Origin of the sequence: Eggerthella sinensis (assembly GCF_003339815.1) — a bacterium.
GTDB lineage: Bacteria > Actinomycetota > Coriobacteriia > Coriobacteriales > Eggerthellaceae > Eggerthella > Eggerthella sinensis.
In genome coordinates this window covers 118,027-135,387 of record NZ_PPTT01000001.1, presented here as the reverse complement: position 1 = coordinate 135,387, position 17,361 = coordinate 118,027, and the positions used below count along the sequence as shown (strand labels likewise).

Sequence of the window (17,361 nt, the reverse complement as noted above, 5' to 3'; positions counted from 1 at the left end):
CGGCCGTGTGGCGCGCGTTTAGGACGGCAGCCCGACGGCCGGCGGCTCAAGATGGGTGACCAGGAAGTCCGGTGCGAACGAGCCGAACAGCTCCGCCATCTGCTGCGGCGGTTGCACCATGCCGCCGCGTACCCAGGTGCGCGTCATGTATTGCGCGCCCGCTACGAAGAAGTCGACTTCCAGAAGCTCCTGCTCGGTGAGGGGGCGGCCGATGTTCGTCGTCGCGTTTTCCAGGATGTGCTCCTTCACCGCACGGCCGCCGTGCTCGCACACGGAGTTGTAGCCGATGCACCTGAAGGCGTGCACGAAAAAGTCCTTGTGCTGTACGAGCAGGTTGAACTTCTTGAGGTGTGCTTCGAACAGCCTCTGATCGATGCCCATACGGTAGAGCGACTGGTTCATGAGGTAATCCCAAAACCAGGTGGGCACGTCGAAGATGTCCCGGAAATACTCGTAGAAGGTGGCGCGCGACACGCCCAGGTGCTCGCAGAGATGCGACACCTTCACCTTTTCAAGCGGGCATTCGTGCATGAGCTCGGCCAGCGCGTCGACGATGCGCAAGCGTGTTTCAATTTGTTTCTGCATGAGAGTCCCCTTCCCCCATCGACGCTATTGTAAAACATCGCGCGCAGCTTGTGGCGGCGGTTTTCCCTCCGGTGCCCGCCAGTCTGACAGAATGCCCGTATTGTCAGTTGACCTCCTCGTTTCCAGACAAAGCGGTCGGAGTGTCAGTTGTTTGGGTGCGCCTCGCGGCCGTAGACTCGGTGGCAGGGAGAACGCAAGTTCCAAGGTTTCGAGCAAGGAGGGATCGTATGAAGGGAATGGATCATCTTTCGCGGCGCGGCTTTCTGACGGGTGCGGCGGCAACGGGCGCGCTTGCGGCCATGGGGGCGTTGGCGGGGTGCAGCCCGAAGGCGTCGGCCGAGGCGACCCAGGAAAACGGTGCGGGGTCGGCTGCGGAAGGGGCGAAGACGGCGTCGGTGTTCGACCAGCCGGAGTCGGTTGCGAGCCAGGTCAAAGAAACGAAGGACTACGACGTGGTGGTGGTTGGCGGCGGCAACTCCGGCGTGGTGGGCGCTTTGGAGCTCGCGCAGCTGGGAGCGAAGGTGCTGCTCGTGGAGCAGACGACGGCGTGCACGAAGTACGCGGGCGACATCGACGCGCTCGATAGCCAGATTCAGAAGGACCAGGGCATCGACATCGACAAGGAGTGGGTCATCAAGGACCTCGTGCGCTACGGTCAGGGCAAGGTCGACGAGAACCTCATCCGTCAGTGGGCGTACAACGCGGGCGCGTTCATCGACTGGTATCAGGAAAACATGCAGAAAAAGGGCCTCGACGTCATGGTGGACACCGTCTGCAAGAAGTTCAGCCCCGAGGGCATCTGGTATTCGCCCGCATCGGTGCACACGGCCTACCAGCCGCCTCTCAAGGAAACCGCGAACTCCATGGGTTCCGAGATTGCCATTCCGGCCATGCTCGAGCTGTACGAAGAGGCCGGCGGCGAAGTGATGTACAAGACGACCGCGGTGGAGCTCGTGCAGGATGAATCCGGCAAGGTAACGGGCGTCATCGTCGAGCAGGACGGTGCGTACCTCCAGCTCAACACGTCGAAAGCGGTCATGCTTGCCACGGGCGGCTTCGGCGGCAACAAGGACATGATGGACGAGATGGGCGTGCTGTCGCACAAGTTCTGCTCGTGCCATATCGGCGCTGAGAATTCTCACGGCGACGGCATCCGCATGGCCGTGTGGGCCGGTGCCGATCGCGACTACGCCTGCGAGGGCACGTGCAACATCTTCGACCGCGGATGCATCACCGGCGACGACGAGAACGGCGATATCGGCCTCGACGGGCAGGGCGGTGCGAACCCGAAACTCTGGTGGCCCGGCTCGCAGCCTTTCCTGCGCCTGAACGCGCTCGGGAAGCGCTACTGCAACGAAGACGGCCCGTACGATATCGCATTCAACCAGGCATGCATGCAGCCGGGCCATTACTGGTGGCAGGTGTTCGACGCAAGCAGCTGGGAAGACGTCGTATCCTTCGGCACCACCATCTGCTCGCGCGTCGTTGCCGAGGAGGGCGCGAAGAACTGCCTGCTGCTCGGCCAGTACTACCCCTGCACGAACGCCGAGGAATGGCAGAGCGTGTTCATCGACCCGAACGTGGAGAACGGCGTGCTGATCAAGGCCGACACCATTGAGGAGCTGGTGGATCAGATGGGTCTGCCGAAGGAGGCCGCGCTCGCATCCATCAAACGCTACAACGAGCTTGCCGACAAGGGCGTCGACGAGGACTTCCACAAGGCCCCGTTCCGTCTGACGGCGGTCGACGAAGGTCCGTTCTACGCCTGCAAGCTGGCCGGATGGCTGCTGTCCACCATGAGCGGCGTGCGCGTGGACTACACCTACACCCCGCTGACGCCCGAAGGCGATCGCATCGAGGGACTCAAGTGCGTGGGCCTCGATCACGGCGGGTTCTTCAACGGCATGTACGCGCAGTATTACGGCGGGCTGAACATGAGCCACAACGTGGTGTCCTCATGGCTTGCGGCCATGGACCTGATGGGGAAGGAGTATCCGGTGCCGGTGCTGAGCGCGGCGAACGCGTACAAGGCGTAGGGCCCCTTCATGTTGGGAAAGGGAAACGGCCGCTGGGACGGCGGCCGTTTCTTGGTGCAGATGGAAAGCTTGGAAAGCGGAATGGCTTAGAATGCGGTGAAGGTGGCCTTCGGGCAGAAGCAGATGGGGCACTTCTCGAAGTTCTCGCCCTTGTGGATGTAGCCGCAGATGGGGCACAGGTAGAACTTGTCGTCGTCCGGAGCGTCGATGTCGTTGTACGCGGCCAGGTAGCGCTCGGCGTGCACGGACTCGGCCAGCTTGGCGCGGGTGAACACCTGGACAGCCTTCGTGTTGCCCTCTTCCTGCGCCTTCGCGATGAACGCCGGGTACATGTCGGAGGTCTCGAAGATCTCGCCCTGAGCACCGGAGATGAGGTTCAGGTCGGTCTGCACGCCTTCGCAGTCGGGCGCGGCCGGCTTCTCGAACTCGGGCTCCATCTCGGCAACCAGCTTGTACTCGAGGCCGATGTGGATCTGCTCGGCGGCCGAAGTGGCCTCGAACAGGCGGGCGATCTGGTCGTAGCCCTGCTCCTTGGCGGCCTTCGCGAACGCGGCGTACTTCGCGGAAGCGCCGGTCTCGCCACCGATGGCGGCCTTCAGGTTCTCAAGCGTCGTGCCAACTTCGCAGGTGCCGAAGCCGTTCATGTTCGTGGTGTTCTCAGCGGTGGGGATCTCGGAACGTACCTTCATGGATGCATTCTCCTTCTCGTCTTACGTTTTCTTGCGTGCCCTCTTAATGAGAATTAATCTCAATAAGAATAATACTCCGAAGCCGAACGCCGCGCAAGGGGGTAAACGATACGGTTTTCCGATTCGCACAACGTCCACATTCGCCGTTCGTCGTGCCGTTCTTGTCGAAGCTTTCAATCGGTGTTTTCGCACTCAATGATATCCAGCAGCTCCTGTCGGTTCGTTGCGCCCGTCTTGGCGTAGATATGCTTGATGTGCGTCTGGACGGTGCTTTTAGCTATGAACAGTTCGTCGCAGATGAACGGGACGTTTCGTCCTTTCGATAAGAGGAGCACGACATCCTGTTCTCGTTTCGATATGCCGAACCGGCGGGCGAAGGTCTCGAGCGCTGCGTCTGCTGCCTCTGCGCTCGGGAAGGGCTGCGGCGGTTGAAGCTTGAATACGCTTGCGTCTTGTCCGGGCTCGTTCGCGAACAGATCACCCTTCGTCACCATCCATAACACCGCAACGAGCATCAGCAGACCCAAGATGACGATGGATTGGCGCGGGTCGGAAGAGAACGTTGCCATGAGGGAGGCGCTCATGCGGCCGCATGCCATGCCGGCGAACAGCGGCACGAGCGCTCGGGAGGTGGCATCAGTGCTGCGCCATGAAAACTTTTGAATGTGATTGCCGATGACGATCCAATAGTAAACGAAGAATACACCGAATCCGGCTGCGACGAGGGCTGCCCCGATAGGCGCTCGATGCGAAGGAAACCAGGCGATGGCGGCGAGACCCGCAGCCATGAGCAGGGGAGCCGGTTTGTATGCTGAGTTCGAGTCTTCGACGAACCCTTTTCGACCTTTGAGCAGTGAAAGAATCACGATGCATGCGATGGAAAACGCGGCGGCGAGTGCCGGTTGACCGCCCAGATACGCATGGGGTTCTCCGCTGCTTTGTGCGAGCACTCCGAGGAATCCGTACAACATGACGGTGATGAGGAACGAAGGCGCGTAGCGAATTGGTTTTGCCGCTGCGCTGGGCGAAGCTGCACGTACGTCGGTCCGCTCCGTGGAGTCAGGCAGGCACGCTGTTGCAATGATGAAAAGTGCAGCTATCACGAGGAAGGTTGCTGGGGCATCGAGCATTGAGAGGATCAGCAGGCCGGTCGCCGAGCATGCAGCAGATGCGGCTGTTGCGGCAATGCGCCGACGCAGGGCGAGCGGTGCGTATCGACGCATGAGTGTTAGCAAGCAGAGTGGGGCAAGCGTCCAGGCGACGAGTGTGGCGAGATTCGCAAGTAGTCCCATGGAGGGGGTTGCGATGAACAAGGCCAGAGATGCCGCGGCCATACCGCATCCGGCGAACCAACGCCAGCTTCGCGTCAGGTCGGTTCGACGTGCTCGAAAGATGGTTTTGAGCGCAACAAGCGTGATGATCGACGTAAGTGGCAATGCCGTGGGGATAAGCTGCGTAGCTGCAGCATTGGAGAAAAAAGGCCCGGGCATCGGTCCGAAATACAGGAGGCCGAGCAAACAGGTTCCGTACGCCGAGGACGAGCATAGCAGTCTTGCATCGATGCATTCGGCCATATCCCGAAAATACGTTCTCAAGGTGGTCATGAGTCCCTCCTTCTGTCCCCAGGTCTTTTTAGCACAAGTTCGCTCGTGTTCAGGGAGTGCGCGGGGATTTCCCCTCTTTTTTAGGATACGGAAGGGCCGATGCGATACGAAAAATCCCCTTGCAGCTAGGATGTGCCGCCGTTCGATTCGGCCCATGATGGCGATGATGCAAGGCGAAAGCGTTCGCCTGGGTTCACGAAGGAGGAAACGATGGGAACGAAGGGTATGCTCAGCAGAAGGGGCTTTCTAGGTTTGGGAGCATTGGTCGCAGCAGGAACAGCGACGGTGGGGTTGGCTTCGTGCGCGCCTCAGAGCGCTGCCGATGCGAAGAAGGAGGCGTCCGCGGTAGAGGGGGCGGCGGTCGACTGGCTCGGGGCACCCGAGGAGATCGCCGAGTCCGCTATCGTCGAGACGGTGGAAGCTGACGTCGTGGTGGTGGGCGGCGGCAACGGCGGCATGTTCGCAGCTGCTGCTGCGGCCGAAGAGGGCGCTCGTGTGGTGCTATTGGAGAAGACTCCGCAGATTGGGGCTAACTGTCGCGAGTGGATCGGCGCGCTCGGCTCGTCGATGCAAGCGGAGAAGGGAGTCGAGGTTGACAAGAACGAGGTGATCGAGCAGTTGTGCTTCTACGCCTCGCATCGCTGCGATCAGCGCTTGATACGGCTGTGGGCCGACCATTCTGGTGAGACGGTCGATTGGCTCGATGATGTTGTTCGCGAACAGGATTCGAACGCGTACGTGTTCTTGGAGACCGATACCGGAGTAGGCGACCATGGCTCATACAGAACGTATGCGATGCAGCACAATGTGCAGAACGACGACGAGAAGCTGAAGAGTCTAAATTTCGTGGCTCGGAAACTTGACGATCTAGGCGTCGAAGTGCGGGTTTCTACGGCAATGGAGCAGCTTGAACGAGCGGACGGTGGCCAAGGACGCGTGACGGGCGTCATCGCGAAGTCGTCAGAAGGCATGGTTCGTTTCAATGCTTCGAAAGGCGTCATCGTCGCGACGGGTGGCTACTGCGCTAACCTTGACATGATGACGGCGAAGAACAAGGTGGCCGTCGACCATTGTACGGCGCTCGAAGCTCCGGGAGAGTCGAATTACGGAGACGGCATTCGTGCGGCACTGTGGGCGGGCGCAGCGATGGATGAGCAACCGACTGTGATGGTGTTCGACCGCGGCGGGGTTCCGGCGGGGGCGAAAGGGGGATGTGCCTACACGCAGCCCGGCATCATGACGCACATCGGCAGCCAGCCATTTCTCAAAGTGAACAAAGACGGCGAGCGTTTTTGCAATGAGTCCGTGCCGTACGACTTCATGTACGCCGCTGGTTCGTTGGAACGCGATGGTGTGTACTGCGAGGTGTGGGATGCGAACTGGGTTGAGCAGGTCGAGCAGTTCCATACGCTGGCGTGCTCGCGTATCATCCCGAGCCCGACTGGCGGACAGGTGCAGATATTCAACGTCGAGTCCGAAACCGGGATGATAGAGGAAACGCTTATTCCTGCAGGCGTGGTGGTGGAATCGGACACTCTTGAGGGCTTGGCCTCGAAACTGCAGGTGCCCGAAGAGGCATTCGTCAAAACGGTAGAGCGCTACAACGAACTGTGCGCGCTGGGTAAAGACGAGGACTTCGGCAAGGAAAGCTATCGCATGCTGCCGATCGATACGCCGCCGTACCGTGCGGCCACCATCGGCGGGCAGTTGCTGTGCACGCTCGACGGTTTGCGCGTGAACGCAGACCTGCAGGTGCTCGACTCAAACCACGATCCTATTCCCGGTCTCTATGCGGCAGGGAACGATTCCGGTGGGTTTTTCGCGAATAACTATCCCGAATTGCTGCCAGGCATCGCATGCGGTCGCACCATAACATTCGGTCGATTGGCCGGCAAGACGGTTGCCGGACTCTAGCCCCCCCAATGCGAGAGCCCGCTTGACGCGGGCTCTCAAGGGTTGCCTACCAATGTCATTGATTTGAATTCATACAAATGTTCTACTTTTGTAGTATACTGGTTCAACGGATAGAGCCAGTGCAAGCGCCGCGCCAAGACCTTTGGTGCCGCCCATAGATGGCGACGACGTCCCCGTCGCCCGTACCACGCTTGCAAGATCCTCTCGGCAAGGGATGCAAGAAGACGGAGGTGGGCCATGTCTTCTGCGAATATGTCCAGCACGCTTACGGTTCAAGGAATCGAGGTATCATTCTTTTCGGGCGGGGGACGGCGGGACTATGTTTCGCTGACCGATATCGCGCGATACAAAAGCGCAACGCCAAAGGACGTCATTAAGAACTGGATGCGAGGGCGCGAGGTGATCGAGTACCTCGGGTTATGGGAACGGTTGCATAACCCCGAATTTAAAGGGGTCGAATTCGACTCCTTTAAACAAGAGGCCGGACGTAACGCGTTCGTGCTTACGCCTCGACAGTGGATCGATCAGACCGGTGCCATCGGCATGGTGTCGCGATCGGGACGCTACGGGGGAGGAACCTTTGCGCATACCGATATAGCGTTCGAGTTTGCCTCGTGGGTATCGCCCGAGTTCAAGCTGTACCTCATTACCGACTATCAGCGTCTCAAGCTGGAAGAGCGTAAAACGTCGACGCTTGAATGGAAGGTGACGCGAGAACTTTCAAAGGTCAATTACCTGCTTCATACCGATGCGGTGCGGGACAAATTGGTTCCCGACGAAGTGGACGAAGTGCATCGCTCAAAGGTTTACGCGGAAGAAGCCGATGTGCTTAACGTCGCGCTGTTCGGCAAGACGGCGGCTGAGTGGCGACGCGATTACCCCGACCGCTCGGGGAATATGCGCGACTATGCAAACATGTACCAGCTGATCGTATTGAGCAATCTTGAAAGCTACCACGCCGAACTCATCAAGCATGGTGTGCCGCAAGGCGAGCGGCTCATGGCTCTGAACAGGGCCGCGCGCGAGCAGCTGTCGCTTTTGATCAAATACGATGCGGAAACGAGGTTGCTATCATCCGGTGCGTCCGACTGAGCACGTCAGGCGCCGTAGAAAAACGCCTCGGCTGCGTGGAGCAGCCGAGGCGTCGACGTCAAAGCGATCGCAAGCTTCTACTCGCTTCGCAGGGCCTCTACGGGGTCTTTGCGGCTGGCGGCGCTTGAGGGGATGAGGCCGGCCAGGAACGTGAGGAACACGCTGATGGCGATCAGGATGATGGCAGCCTGCCAGGGCAGCGAGGCCACGTTTGCCACATCGAAGAGCGAGTACACGATGGCGTTCGCGGGGATGCAGGCGAGCATGGTCAGGCCGATGCCGATGATGCCGGCCGTGAAGCCCACGATGATGGTCTCGGCGTTGAACACGCGGCTGATGTCGCCCTTGCTCGCGCCGATTGAGCGCAGGATGCCGATTTCCTTCTTGCGTTCGAGCACCGAGATGTAGGTGATGACGCCGATCATGATGGACGACACCACGAGCGAGATGGCCACGAACGCCACCAGCACATAGCTGATCATGTTCACGATGTCGGTGACCGATGCCATGAGGGTGCCCACGAAGTCGGTGTACGTGATCACCTTGTCGTCCTGGCCCTCGTCGGTCATGCGGGTGTTGTAGGCGTCGAGAATGTCGATGACCTTCTCTTTGCTCTCGAAGTCGATGGGGTAGATGTCGATGCCGCCCGGCTTGTTAAGGTCGGCGTATCCCAGCTTCTTGAGGTTGTTGTCGTACGACGCGTCCTCCACGTTCATCATCGACATCATGAGCTCCGTGAGCTCCTCCTCGTCCATGTTCATCTCGAAGGCGTTCGCGAACGCCGATTCGTCGATGCTCATAGCGCTGGCCATGTTGGAGCTCAGCTGGCCCATGGACTGCTGCATGGCGGCGGACACCTGCGACTCGAGGGCTGCCGACATCTGCTGCATATACGTGGCCATCACGGTTTGCATGTACGAGGTCATGGCCGTTTGGATGGACGTTTGCAGCTGGCCTTGCAGCGCCTGCGCAATGGCGGGCACCGCCTGCTGCATCTTCGCGGACAGCTGTTCCTGCAACTGCTTCTGCAGCGCTTCGGTGGCCTTGTCCATATCGATGGAGCCCATGATGGCGTCGGAGATCTTCTTCTGGACCTCGGGCGTTTGCATGTAGGCTTCAGCGGCCTTCTGCATATTATTGGGATCGGACGGATCAAAACCTTCCCACTGGGCGTACCAGGGATAGAACCCGCTCATGATGTCCTTCATGGCGGCTTGGATTTTCTCCGCATCCATTTCGGGCTGCACGTCGCCCATGTCGAGCTTGATGTCGCTGAAGTCGATGAGCCCGCTCATATCGATGCTGGACGGATCGATGGCGATGGACGAGCTGTCGAACGCCGGCATCGAGCCCATGTCGAGCGAGAGCCCCGACAGGTCGAGCGACAGGCCGGACATGCCGCTTGTCAGTTTGCTCTGGTCGATGGTGAAGGCGGCTTGGAGGGCGTCGCCGTTGATGGTGAACAGCGAGTCCATGTTGAAGGAGTCTTCGTCCTCGTCCTCTTCGCCGAAGGGCTTGCCCGTGAACACGTTGATGGACGGGTCGGCAAGCTGGTCCTTCACGATTTGGCTGTTGGCGGCCTCGTCGATGACGTAGTCGGTGAGCGTGGCCGGGTAGTTGATGCCCGAGCTGAGCATGGTGGCGCTCGCGTCGTCGCGCGGCTGCACGATGCCCACGATTTTCACGTCCTCGCCGTTTTCCACGAGATCGCGCATGTACGTCGTGTCGTCGGTCTTGTCTTTCCAGACGTTGAACTCATCGTCGTACACGTAGTAATCGGTGGCCTGCACCAGCTTGAACGTGATGCCCAGGATGTCGTCGTAGGACGGCTGCTCGATGTCGCTGGGCGTGGTCACCTCTTCTTCGGCGGCGAACGCCTTCACCATGTCGTCGAACTCGCTCGCATCGCGCAGGCCCAGCGTGTACAGCATGAAGTCGCTGATGTTGCCGCTGCCCGTGAGCACGAGCACCACTTCGTTGTGATTTTCAGGCCAATGACCGGCCTTTACGTCGTACTGGTTCTCGTAGAGGTTCGGGTCGCTGGGCATCTCGTAGAACGTGTCGGTGCTCATGGACATCGACATGAGGCTGTTCGAGCTGGTGGACGAGCCCAGGCCCAAGGCGGAGAACGACTTGTCGGGGTTCACCTGGCGCAGCTTCTCGGTGTTGGAGCTGAAAATCTGCGGCGCCACGTTGTAGGTGTACTCGATGGCGTTCGTGTACTGGTCGATGTCGCTCTCGCCGCTGTCGAGGTACTCTTTGAGCGAGGCCAGGTCGTTCGACCCGATGCTCGAGAACATGTTGGTGACCATTTCGGTGACGCCCACGAGGTTCTGATCGTCGCCGCTGCCATCGCCCTCGCCCCCCGTGTTGCCGCCGGCGCCCGTCGCGGCGCCCAGCATCATGGACGTCATGTCGAAGCCGGTGCTTTGAATTTGCAGCGGATACTCGGAGAGCGTTTCTTCCTCAACCGACTTGATGTAGTTGTTCACGCCGTTGGCAAGCGCCAGGATGGCCGCGATGCCGATGATGCCGATAGAGCCCGCGAACGCCGTCATGAGCGTGCGGCCCTTCTTCGTCATGAGGTTCTTGAACGACAGGGACAGCGCGGTGAGGAACGACATTTTCGTGCGCTGAACGGGCTTTTCGCTCTGCCGCATGTCCTCTTCGGTGGGCAAGTAAGGGTCGGTATCGCTGCGCACGACGCCGTCGGCCAGGTTCACGATGCGGGTGGCGTACTCTTCGGCCAGCTCGGGGTTGTGCGTGACCATGATGACCAGGCGGTCGTTCGCTATTTCGGTGAGCAGGTCCATGATCTGGACGCTCGTTTTGGAATCGAGCGCGCCCGTGGGTTCGTCGGCCAGCAGGATTTCGGGGTCGTTGATGAGGGCGCGGGCGATGGCCACGCGCTGCATCTGGCCGCCGGACAACTGGCTGGGCTTCTTGTTGATGTGGTCGCCCAGGCCCACCTTCTGCAGCGCGGCCACGGCGCGATCGTGCCGTTCGGCGCGCGACACGCCCGACAGCGTGAGGGCCAGCTCGACGTTGGCGAGCACCGTTTGGTGGGGGATGAGGTTGTAGCTTTGGAACACGAAGCCGATGCGGTTGTTGCGGTAGGCGTCCCAGTCCTTGTCTTTATACTGCTCGGTTGAGATGCCGTCGATGATGAGGTTGCCCGAGTCGTAATGGTCGAGGCCGCCCACGATGTTGAGCAGCGTGGTTTTGCCCGACCCCGAAGGGCCCAGGATGGCCACGAACTCGTTGTCGCGGAACGAGACGGATACGTTGTCGAGGGCGGTTTGCGTGAAGTCTGCAGTCGTGTACGACTTGCAGATATTGATCAGCTGCAACATGTCGATGCCTTTCGGCGCATTCTTCGCGAAGGGAGGTGATGCGCGAGTGTTACACAATAGTTAACGTTTTGTTAATCATGGTTGATTTTCGCGCTTTCCCCTTCGAGGAATAGGCAATCTCCACCGAGTTTACCGAACGGTTACCTTTGCCACGGTTACTTTTGAAGCGCATGAGTTCTTGCAGAGTTGCAAAAAAGCAGGCCGAGCAACACGGTGTCGCTCGGCCTGCTTTCGAGGGAGGGATGGGCAAGATTATTTCAGTACTTGAGAGCTGATGATCGAGGCCGCCTGAGTGCCGGTGACGACGCTGCGGTTGAGCGATGCGCCGGCGAGGTAGTCGTATTTGAACACGCCGCCGATAGCTTCGCCCGTTACGTACAAGCCTTCGATGGGCGTTCCGTCGGGCTCGAGCACTTGTAGGCTCTCGTTTGCGTACAGGCCCCCGAACCCCATGATGGAGCCCGGTACCAACGGGTAGAACGCGTAGAATTTCGGGCCGGTGCACATTACGGCACAAGCACTTTTCTCCACGTCGAGGCCCGACGTTGATTCGCCGTCTGTATGCGCGTTGAACTCTTCGACGGTCGCCTTGAGCGCATCGGCGGGTACCTCGATTTTTTCGGCCAATTCCTCAAGGGACGTTGCTTCGACGACGTCGGCTCCTTGCTTGTGGAACTTCTCCATATCGCTTTTCACCGCGTCCATCGCTGCGACGGTTTCGTCGAAGACGAGCGCGCATTTTTGGCCTGGCTGCGATGTGACGGCCTTGCCGTTGTTCACGTAGCCCTTGGATTCGTCGGTGTAGCGTTGTCCGAGCGTGTTGATGGCGAGGGTGTAGGCGATGGCGTTGAAGGGGTTACAGATGGCGGGGTTCTTCGGTGCGACCGCGGCCATGTGCAGCGCTTGCGCCCCGCCCATCTGGTAGTACATGCCTCCTGCACGAACTGCTGCGTTGATGCCGTCTCCTGCAAGCTCTTTCTGCCCGCGAACCATGATGCTGTCACCATCGGGTCCGATGTACTGTTCGAGCAATTGCTTGTTCGCGACGTACCCCCCGGTAGCGATGATCGTCGCCTTGGCCTTTATGATCTCGAATCCCTTGTCGCTGCGGACCTTCACCCCCGCTACGGCGCCCTTGTCGTTGAAGACGAAATCGAGCAGTTTGGTTTTGGTCGCCGTCTCGCCGCCTGCATCAGTGTATGCGTTTGCGAGGGTGTTGAGCAACGGCCCCATTCCTTCCGCGTTTCCCGGCGCTGCATACAATTGCAGGCAGTCCCAAGGAACGAGCTGGGTCGGCTCGGTGAACTCGCCGCCGTGCGATTTCATCCAGTCGATCGCTTCGACGATGCCGTCGGCGATCATCTGGGTGATGGTGGGATCGCCCTCGCCCTTGCTCTTTGTGTTGTAGATCTCGACGAGCGCGGCTCGGCCTTCGTCGGTGTCTTCCATGGGGATGTTGAATGCGCCGCCTGAGATGGTCGCATTGCATGATCCGCCCAGGGTTCCGCCCTTTTCGACGAGCAGCGTGTTTTGCACTCCGAGGTCGCGTAGCTTGAGCGCGGCCGATATGCCTGCGAGCCCCGCGCCAACGACGATGACGTCGTATTCCTTTTCGGCCACGTGCCCCTCTTCGTTTAGATTGCCTGAAGAAGCGGCGTTCTCGCTCTTGTTAGGCGCGCATCCCGTGAGAGCACCTGCTGCGCCGACAAGACCCAATGAAGCAACTCCCCCGATGAAGTGTCTCCTTGATACGGTACGTTCGTTCATGATGAACCTCCTTGTTGTTCGTTTTGCGACGCCGGTGACATCCGGTGCCCATCCGTGCTCCCCAAGCTTTCGGACTGGTTCAAGTGTGCCAGTGATCGAATTCCCAAAGCGTAGGAAATCGAGGCGATCGAGGGCTACGGTACGGGTGTTTTTCGCAGAGGACGGGGGCTACGAAAAGGGTGGTTTTGGACAAATGGGGAGTTTGAGGCTCGATCTCTCCATTATCGTGTCCGAAATAAGGTATTCTTCCGGCCATAAGCCGACGGGGGAGGGGTCATGGGTGTCAGGGAATCGCGCGCATCGAGTGAAGGAATCTCGGGGATATTAGAGTACTTCGGTATGCGTCTTTCGCTGTTTCCGTTTGGGCTGGGTCTTTCGTTTTGCTATACCTACAGCACGCAGCGCCTTGTCTTCAACGATGTTGAGGGCATATTTCAGGTTGTGCAATATCTGGGTACGGCGTTGTCCTGTATTGTGATGTTCTTCCTCTCGAGAAGGGCGGGGGAGAACCTTTCCACGAAGCGAGGCGCGCTTCTTGTGCTTCCTGTCCTTGCGGGGGCGGTTGCCATGATGCTTGTCGTGCCCAGCCCACTTTCGAATTCCAATGTTGTTGTGCTCGCTTTGGGCGCTATGAGCGGGATGTTCATCGGTTGGCTTTATTTGGTTTGGGGGTCGTTTTACAAGCAGCTTGATGTCAAGCCTGCAATATGGTGCGTGTTGGGATCGCTTGTGCTTTCGGCGGTGCTTAAGCTCTTCATCGCGTTCTTGCATTCCGACGTGATTGGCGCTTTTGCGTGCGCGGCTTTCCCGCTTCTGTCCATGGGTTGCTGGTGGATTGCGAACAAGGAGCGACCGCCATCGAAGCTCAAGGTTGAGCGGTTCTCAGCGAAAACGCTGTACACGCTGAAGAACATGGGCTTCGGCGTCATGCTTTTCGCATTCGCCATTGGCCTTTTTATGTCGATGGGGCTGCAGGTTTTCTCTCTTCCGATTGAGTTTCGGATCGTCGCGCATGTGGTCACCGTTGCGGTTGGCGTGTCGGCGCTTTTCGTCGCGTATCGATGGAAAGAGGATTTCGAGTTCTCGAACCTATGGTTTATCGTGCTGCTTATGGCGGCAACGGGGCTGGTGGTCGCTGGATTCGGAGAGGGAACTATGGGATCTCTTTCCATTGCAATATTCACCGCGGCGCAGATGTTCGTTATCGTGTTCTACTATCTGGCTTTGGCGGATGTGGCGCACAACAGTTCCTATACTTCCGATATGGTGTATGGCTTTGGCTGGTCTTTGTATGCTTTGTGTATGGGCTTGGGATTTCTGCCGATTCATGTGGTGACTGTCGAGCTTAATCAGCTGGCTCTATCGCTTGCAATTTTGTATCTCCTGCTCATCGCGCTGTTCTTTTTCATGCGGGTGCATCAGTCGCGGGAATTGCGATTGTTCGCCGATTTGAATCCTACGCTTACGGGTGACCGGCTGACGCTTCTGACCGAGCAAATTGACCGGCTTGCAGTTAAGCATGGTCTGTCCGATCGGGAAATAGAAGTGATCCTGCTGTACGCTCAAGGAAGGAACCGTGCCTTTATCAGCCAGGAACTGTTCATTTCGGAGAACACGGTACGCGACCACATCAAGAACGTGTATCAAAAGATGCGTATCCACAACAAGCAAGAGCTTATCGATATCATCCAGGGGATCTGAACGGATTGGCGGTGAGCGTACGGCTCGGGAGACTGGCGCACGGTATTCTGACGAATGGGTCTTGTTGCTTCGCGTAGCTTTCGGAATAGTTCATAATAGTTTCGAAAGAAACCGAACCGCGTCGCAAGCACGCGGCCGAAGCGAAAGGACGAACGAGCATATGGAACATGACGTGGCCTGGAAAAAGTACGACGAAGCGGACCTTGAGGCGCTCGAGCATTTGGCGGCGGAGTACATCGATTTCATCTCGGACAACAAGACCGAGCGCGAGTGCGCCCGAACGGCCATCGCGCTGGCGGAAGAGCACGGCTACGCGAGCCTCGACGACGCGGTGCGCGAAGGTCGCGCGCTCAAGGCGGGCGACAAGGTGTGGGCGCAGGCGCACGGCAAGGCGCTCATCCTGGCGCACCTCGGCGACAAGCCGCTTGCGGAGGGCCTCAACATCCTGGGCGCGCACATCGACAGCCCGCGCCTCGACCTCAAGCAGAACCCCCTGTACGAATCCAACGGGTTCGCGCACCTCGACACGCACTATTACGGCGGCATCAAGAACTACCAGTGGGTCACGCTGCCGCTGGCCATGCACGGCGTGATTGCGAAGAAGGACGGCACCGTGGTGGACGTGCAGGTGGGCGACGACCCGGGCGACCCCGTGTTCTGCGTCACCGACCTGCTCATTCACCTGGCCGGCAAGCAGATGGCGAAGAAGGCCAACGAAGTGGTGGAAGGCGAAGACCTCGACATCCTCGTGGGCAACCGCCCCTATACCCCTGCGTCCGCGGATAGCCCGGCGGACGGTTCCGACGTTCCCGCGGACGCAACCGACGCCCCCATCGACGCCGACAAAGAGCCCGTCAAGGCGTTCGCGCTCAAGCTGCTGGCCGAGAAGTACGGCATTGCCGAAGACGACTTCCTGTCGGCCGAAATCGAGATGGTGCCCGCCGGCCGCGCACGCGACCTGGGGCTCGACCGCAGCATGGTGATCGGCTACGGGCAGGACGACCGCGTGTGCGCCTACACGTCGCTCGTGGCGCAACTGGCGGTGGAGCATCCGGCGAAGACGGCCGTGTGCGTGCTCGTGGACAAGGAGGAGATCGGCAGCGTGGGCGCTACCGGCATGGCCTCGCAGTTCTTCGAGAACACCATCGCCGAGATCATGGAGCTTGCGGGCGAGAGCGGCCCGTTGCCGCTGCGTCGCGCGCTGGCCGCGTCGAGCATGCTGTCCTCCGACGTGTCCGCCGGCTTCGACCCCGCGTACGCCGCCGCTTTCGAGACGAAGAACTCGGCGTTTCTGGGGCGCGGCCTCGTGTTCAACAAGTACACGGGCAGCCGTGGCAAGAGCGGCTCGAACGACGCGAACGCCGAGTACGTGGCGCGCATCCGCCGCATCATGGACGATGCCGGCGTGGCATTCCAAACCGCTGAGCTGGGTAAAGTCGATGTGGGTGGCGGCGGAACCATCGCCTACATTCCCGCCAAGTACGGCATGGACGTCATCGACTCGGGCGTGGCCGTGCTGTCGATGCACTCGCCGTGGGAGGTCACGAGCAAGGCCGACATCTACGAAGCCTTCAAAGGCTACGAAGCGTTTTTGAAGAACGCGTAAGCACCTGGTGGAAGCGGCGCCTGCGGGCGCCGCTTCATGTTCTCAGCGCACACGCCCCCGGTATGCGGTAGTATCACGTCGTGCAAGACGAGGGGGTACTATGGACGAACTGACCATCGGTCGCATGGCGAAACTGAACTGCGTGTCCGAGAAAGCGCTGCGCCTCTACCATATGAAGGGGATCCTCGAGCCTGCGCGCACGGACGAGGAAACGGGCTACCGTTACTACGACCTGGGGCAGTGCGCAACGGTCGACATGATTCAGCAGCTTCGCATCCTGGGGTTCACGCTCGACGAGATCAAGGCCATCGAGGAAGCTCACGACGTGGAGTTCTTCTTCGAGGTGCTGCAGAAGCGCCGCGCGGGTATCGCGGAGCAGGAGCGTCACCTGGCTATCGCGCACAAGGTTGCCGACGACCTCATCGCGCACTGCGACACGTACCTGCATCGGCCGCTGTGCAATCAGATCATGCTCGAGCATCTGCCGCCGCGCACCGTGCTGAAATTCGCGAACGACGACCCGCACCTGCTGACCACGTACGACGGTCGGGAGGCCATGGACAATTGGGAGCTCACGCTGCGCGCCATCAAACGGGTGATCGTGGAACGCGGCTGGCCTATCTCGCTGTTCCGCAGCGTCGGCTGCATCATCCCGCACGAGCGTTTGGCGGCGGGCGACCTGCGCTTCGAGTCGTCGTTCGTGTTCGTGGACGAAGCGTTCGGTGAAGCGTTCGAGGCCGCCGAAGTGCTGCCCGGTGGCGATCACCTCACCATGTATTGCGCGGGCGCCACCACCGAGCGCGGCGAGGATGCCGAGACGGTGCTGCTCGAGCGCATGTTGGACTATGCGCACCACAAGCATTTCGCCATCGCGGGCGATTACGTGGGCGAGGTAATTGCCGACACGCCGGAGTTCCTGTTCGAGCGTCGCGACATGTTCTTCAAGCTGTGCCTGCCCGTGCGCTACGATCCGTGCGCGGATGGGACGGCGTAAACATTCCCGCGGGTGGAAGG

Annotated in this window: 11 protein-coding genes; 6 read left to right on the top strand and 5 right to left on the bottom strand. The window is 59.7% G+C overall.

Features of this window, described 5'->3' with window-relative positions; translation table 11 throughout:
* Nucleotides 1–18: 18 nt before the first annotated feature.
* Nucleotides 19–585: a TetR/AcrR family transcriptional regulator gene (locus tag C1876_RS00505; protein WP_114544765.1), complete on the bottom strand. Its 567-nt coding sequence runs from the start codon at nucleotides 583–585 to the stop codon at nucleotides 19–21.
* Between the two features lie 227 nt (nucleotides 586–812).
* On the opposite strand from C1876_RS00505, the gene C1876_RS00500 reads away from it, so the two are divergent.
* Complete coding sequence (locus C1876_RS00500; RefSeq protein WP_114544764.1) at nucleotides 813–2,621, top strand: FAD-dependent oxidoreductase; 1,809 nt, start codon at nucleotides 813–815, stop codon at nucleotides 2,619–2,621.
* A gap of 86 nt (nucleotides 2,622–2,707) precedes the next feature.
* Here the strand turns inward: C1876_RS00500 and ngr are convergent, their stop codons facing one another.
* Both ngr and C1876_RS00490 read right to left on the bottom strand, forming a co-directional pair.
* On the bottom strand, nucleotides 2,708–3,310 hold the full coding sequence (gene ngr / locus C1876_RS00495; protein ID WP_114544763.1) for a nigerythrin: 603 nt from the start codon (nucleotides 3,308–3,310) through the stop codon (nucleotides 2,708–2,710).
* Between the two features lie 173 nt (nucleotides 3,311–3,483).
* A complete protein-coding gene (locus tag C1876_RS00490; protein WP_158544506.1) occupies nucleotides 3,484–4,914 on the bottom strand; it encodes a response regulator transcription factor in 1,431 nt (476 codons plus the stop codon).
* Between the two features lie 210 nt (nucleotides 4,915–5,124).
* Between C1876_RS00490 and C1876_RS00485 the strand changes: the two genes are divergently transcribed.
* A complete protein-coding gene (locus tag C1876_RS00485) occupies nucleotides 5,125–6,828 on the top strand; it encodes an FAD-dependent oxidoreductase (protein ID WP_114544761.1) in 1,704 nt (567 codons plus the stop codon).
* 237 nt (nucleotides 6,829–7,065) lie between these two features.
* Nucleotides 7,066–7,920 (top strand): KilA-N domain-containing protein, encoded by an 855-nt coding sequence (locus C1876_RS00480; protein ID WP_211309475.1) that lies wholly within the window; start codon nucleotides 7,066–7,068, stop codon nucleotides 7,918–7,920.
* Nucleotides 7,921–7,997: 77 nt separating this feature from the next.
* Here C1876_RS00480 and C1876_RS00475 read toward each other — a convergent pair whose 3' ends face one another.
* Nucleotides 7,998–11,273: an ABC transporter ATP-binding protein/permease gene (locus C1876_RS00475; RefSeq protein ID WP_114544759.1), complete on the bottom strand. Its 3,276-nt coding sequence runs from the start codon at nucleotides 11,271–11,273 to the stop codon at nucleotides 7,998–8,000.
* Between the two features lie 252 nt (nucleotides 11,274–11,525).
* The gene (locus C1876_RS00470; RefSeq protein ID WP_114544860.1) at nucleotides 11,526–13,040 is read right to left on the bottom strand and encodes an FAD-dependent oxidoreductase; all 1,515 of its coding nucleotides are present in this window, start codon (nucleotides 13,038–13,040) and stop codon (nucleotides 11,526–11,528) included.
* Nucleotides 13,041–13,316: 276 nt separating this feature from the next.
* Here C1876_RS00470 and C1876_RS00465 point away from each other — a divergent pair, with 276 nt between their 5' ends.
* The 3 genes from C1876_RS00465 to C1876_RS00455 all read left to right on the top strand — a co-directional run bounded on the left by C1876_RS00465 (nucleotide 13,317) and on the right by C1876_RS00455 (nucleotide 17,341).
* On the top strand, nucleotides 13,317–14,741 hold the full coding sequence (locus C1876_RS00465) for a response regulator transcription factor (RefSeq protein ID WP_114544758.1): 1,425 nt from the start codon (nucleotides 13,317–13,319) through the stop codon (nucleotides 14,739–14,741).
* Between the two features lie 160 nt (nucleotides 14,742–14,901).
* Complete coding sequence (locus C1876_RS00460) at nucleotides 14,902–16,347, top strand: aminopeptidase (protein ID WP_114544757.1); 1,446 nt, start codon at nucleotides 14,902–14,904, stop codon at nucleotides 16,345–16,347.
* A gap of 100 nt (nucleotides 16,348–16,447) precedes the next feature.
* Nucleotides 16,448–17,341 carry a MerR family transcriptional regulator gene (locus tag C1876_RS00455; protein WP_114544756.1) on the top strand — a complete coding sequence of 298 codons (894 nt, stop codon included), beginning with the start codon at nucleotides 16,448–16,450 and terminating at the stop codon, nucleotides 17,339–17,341.
* The last annotated feature ends 20 nt before the right edge of the window (nucleotides 17,342–17,361 follow it).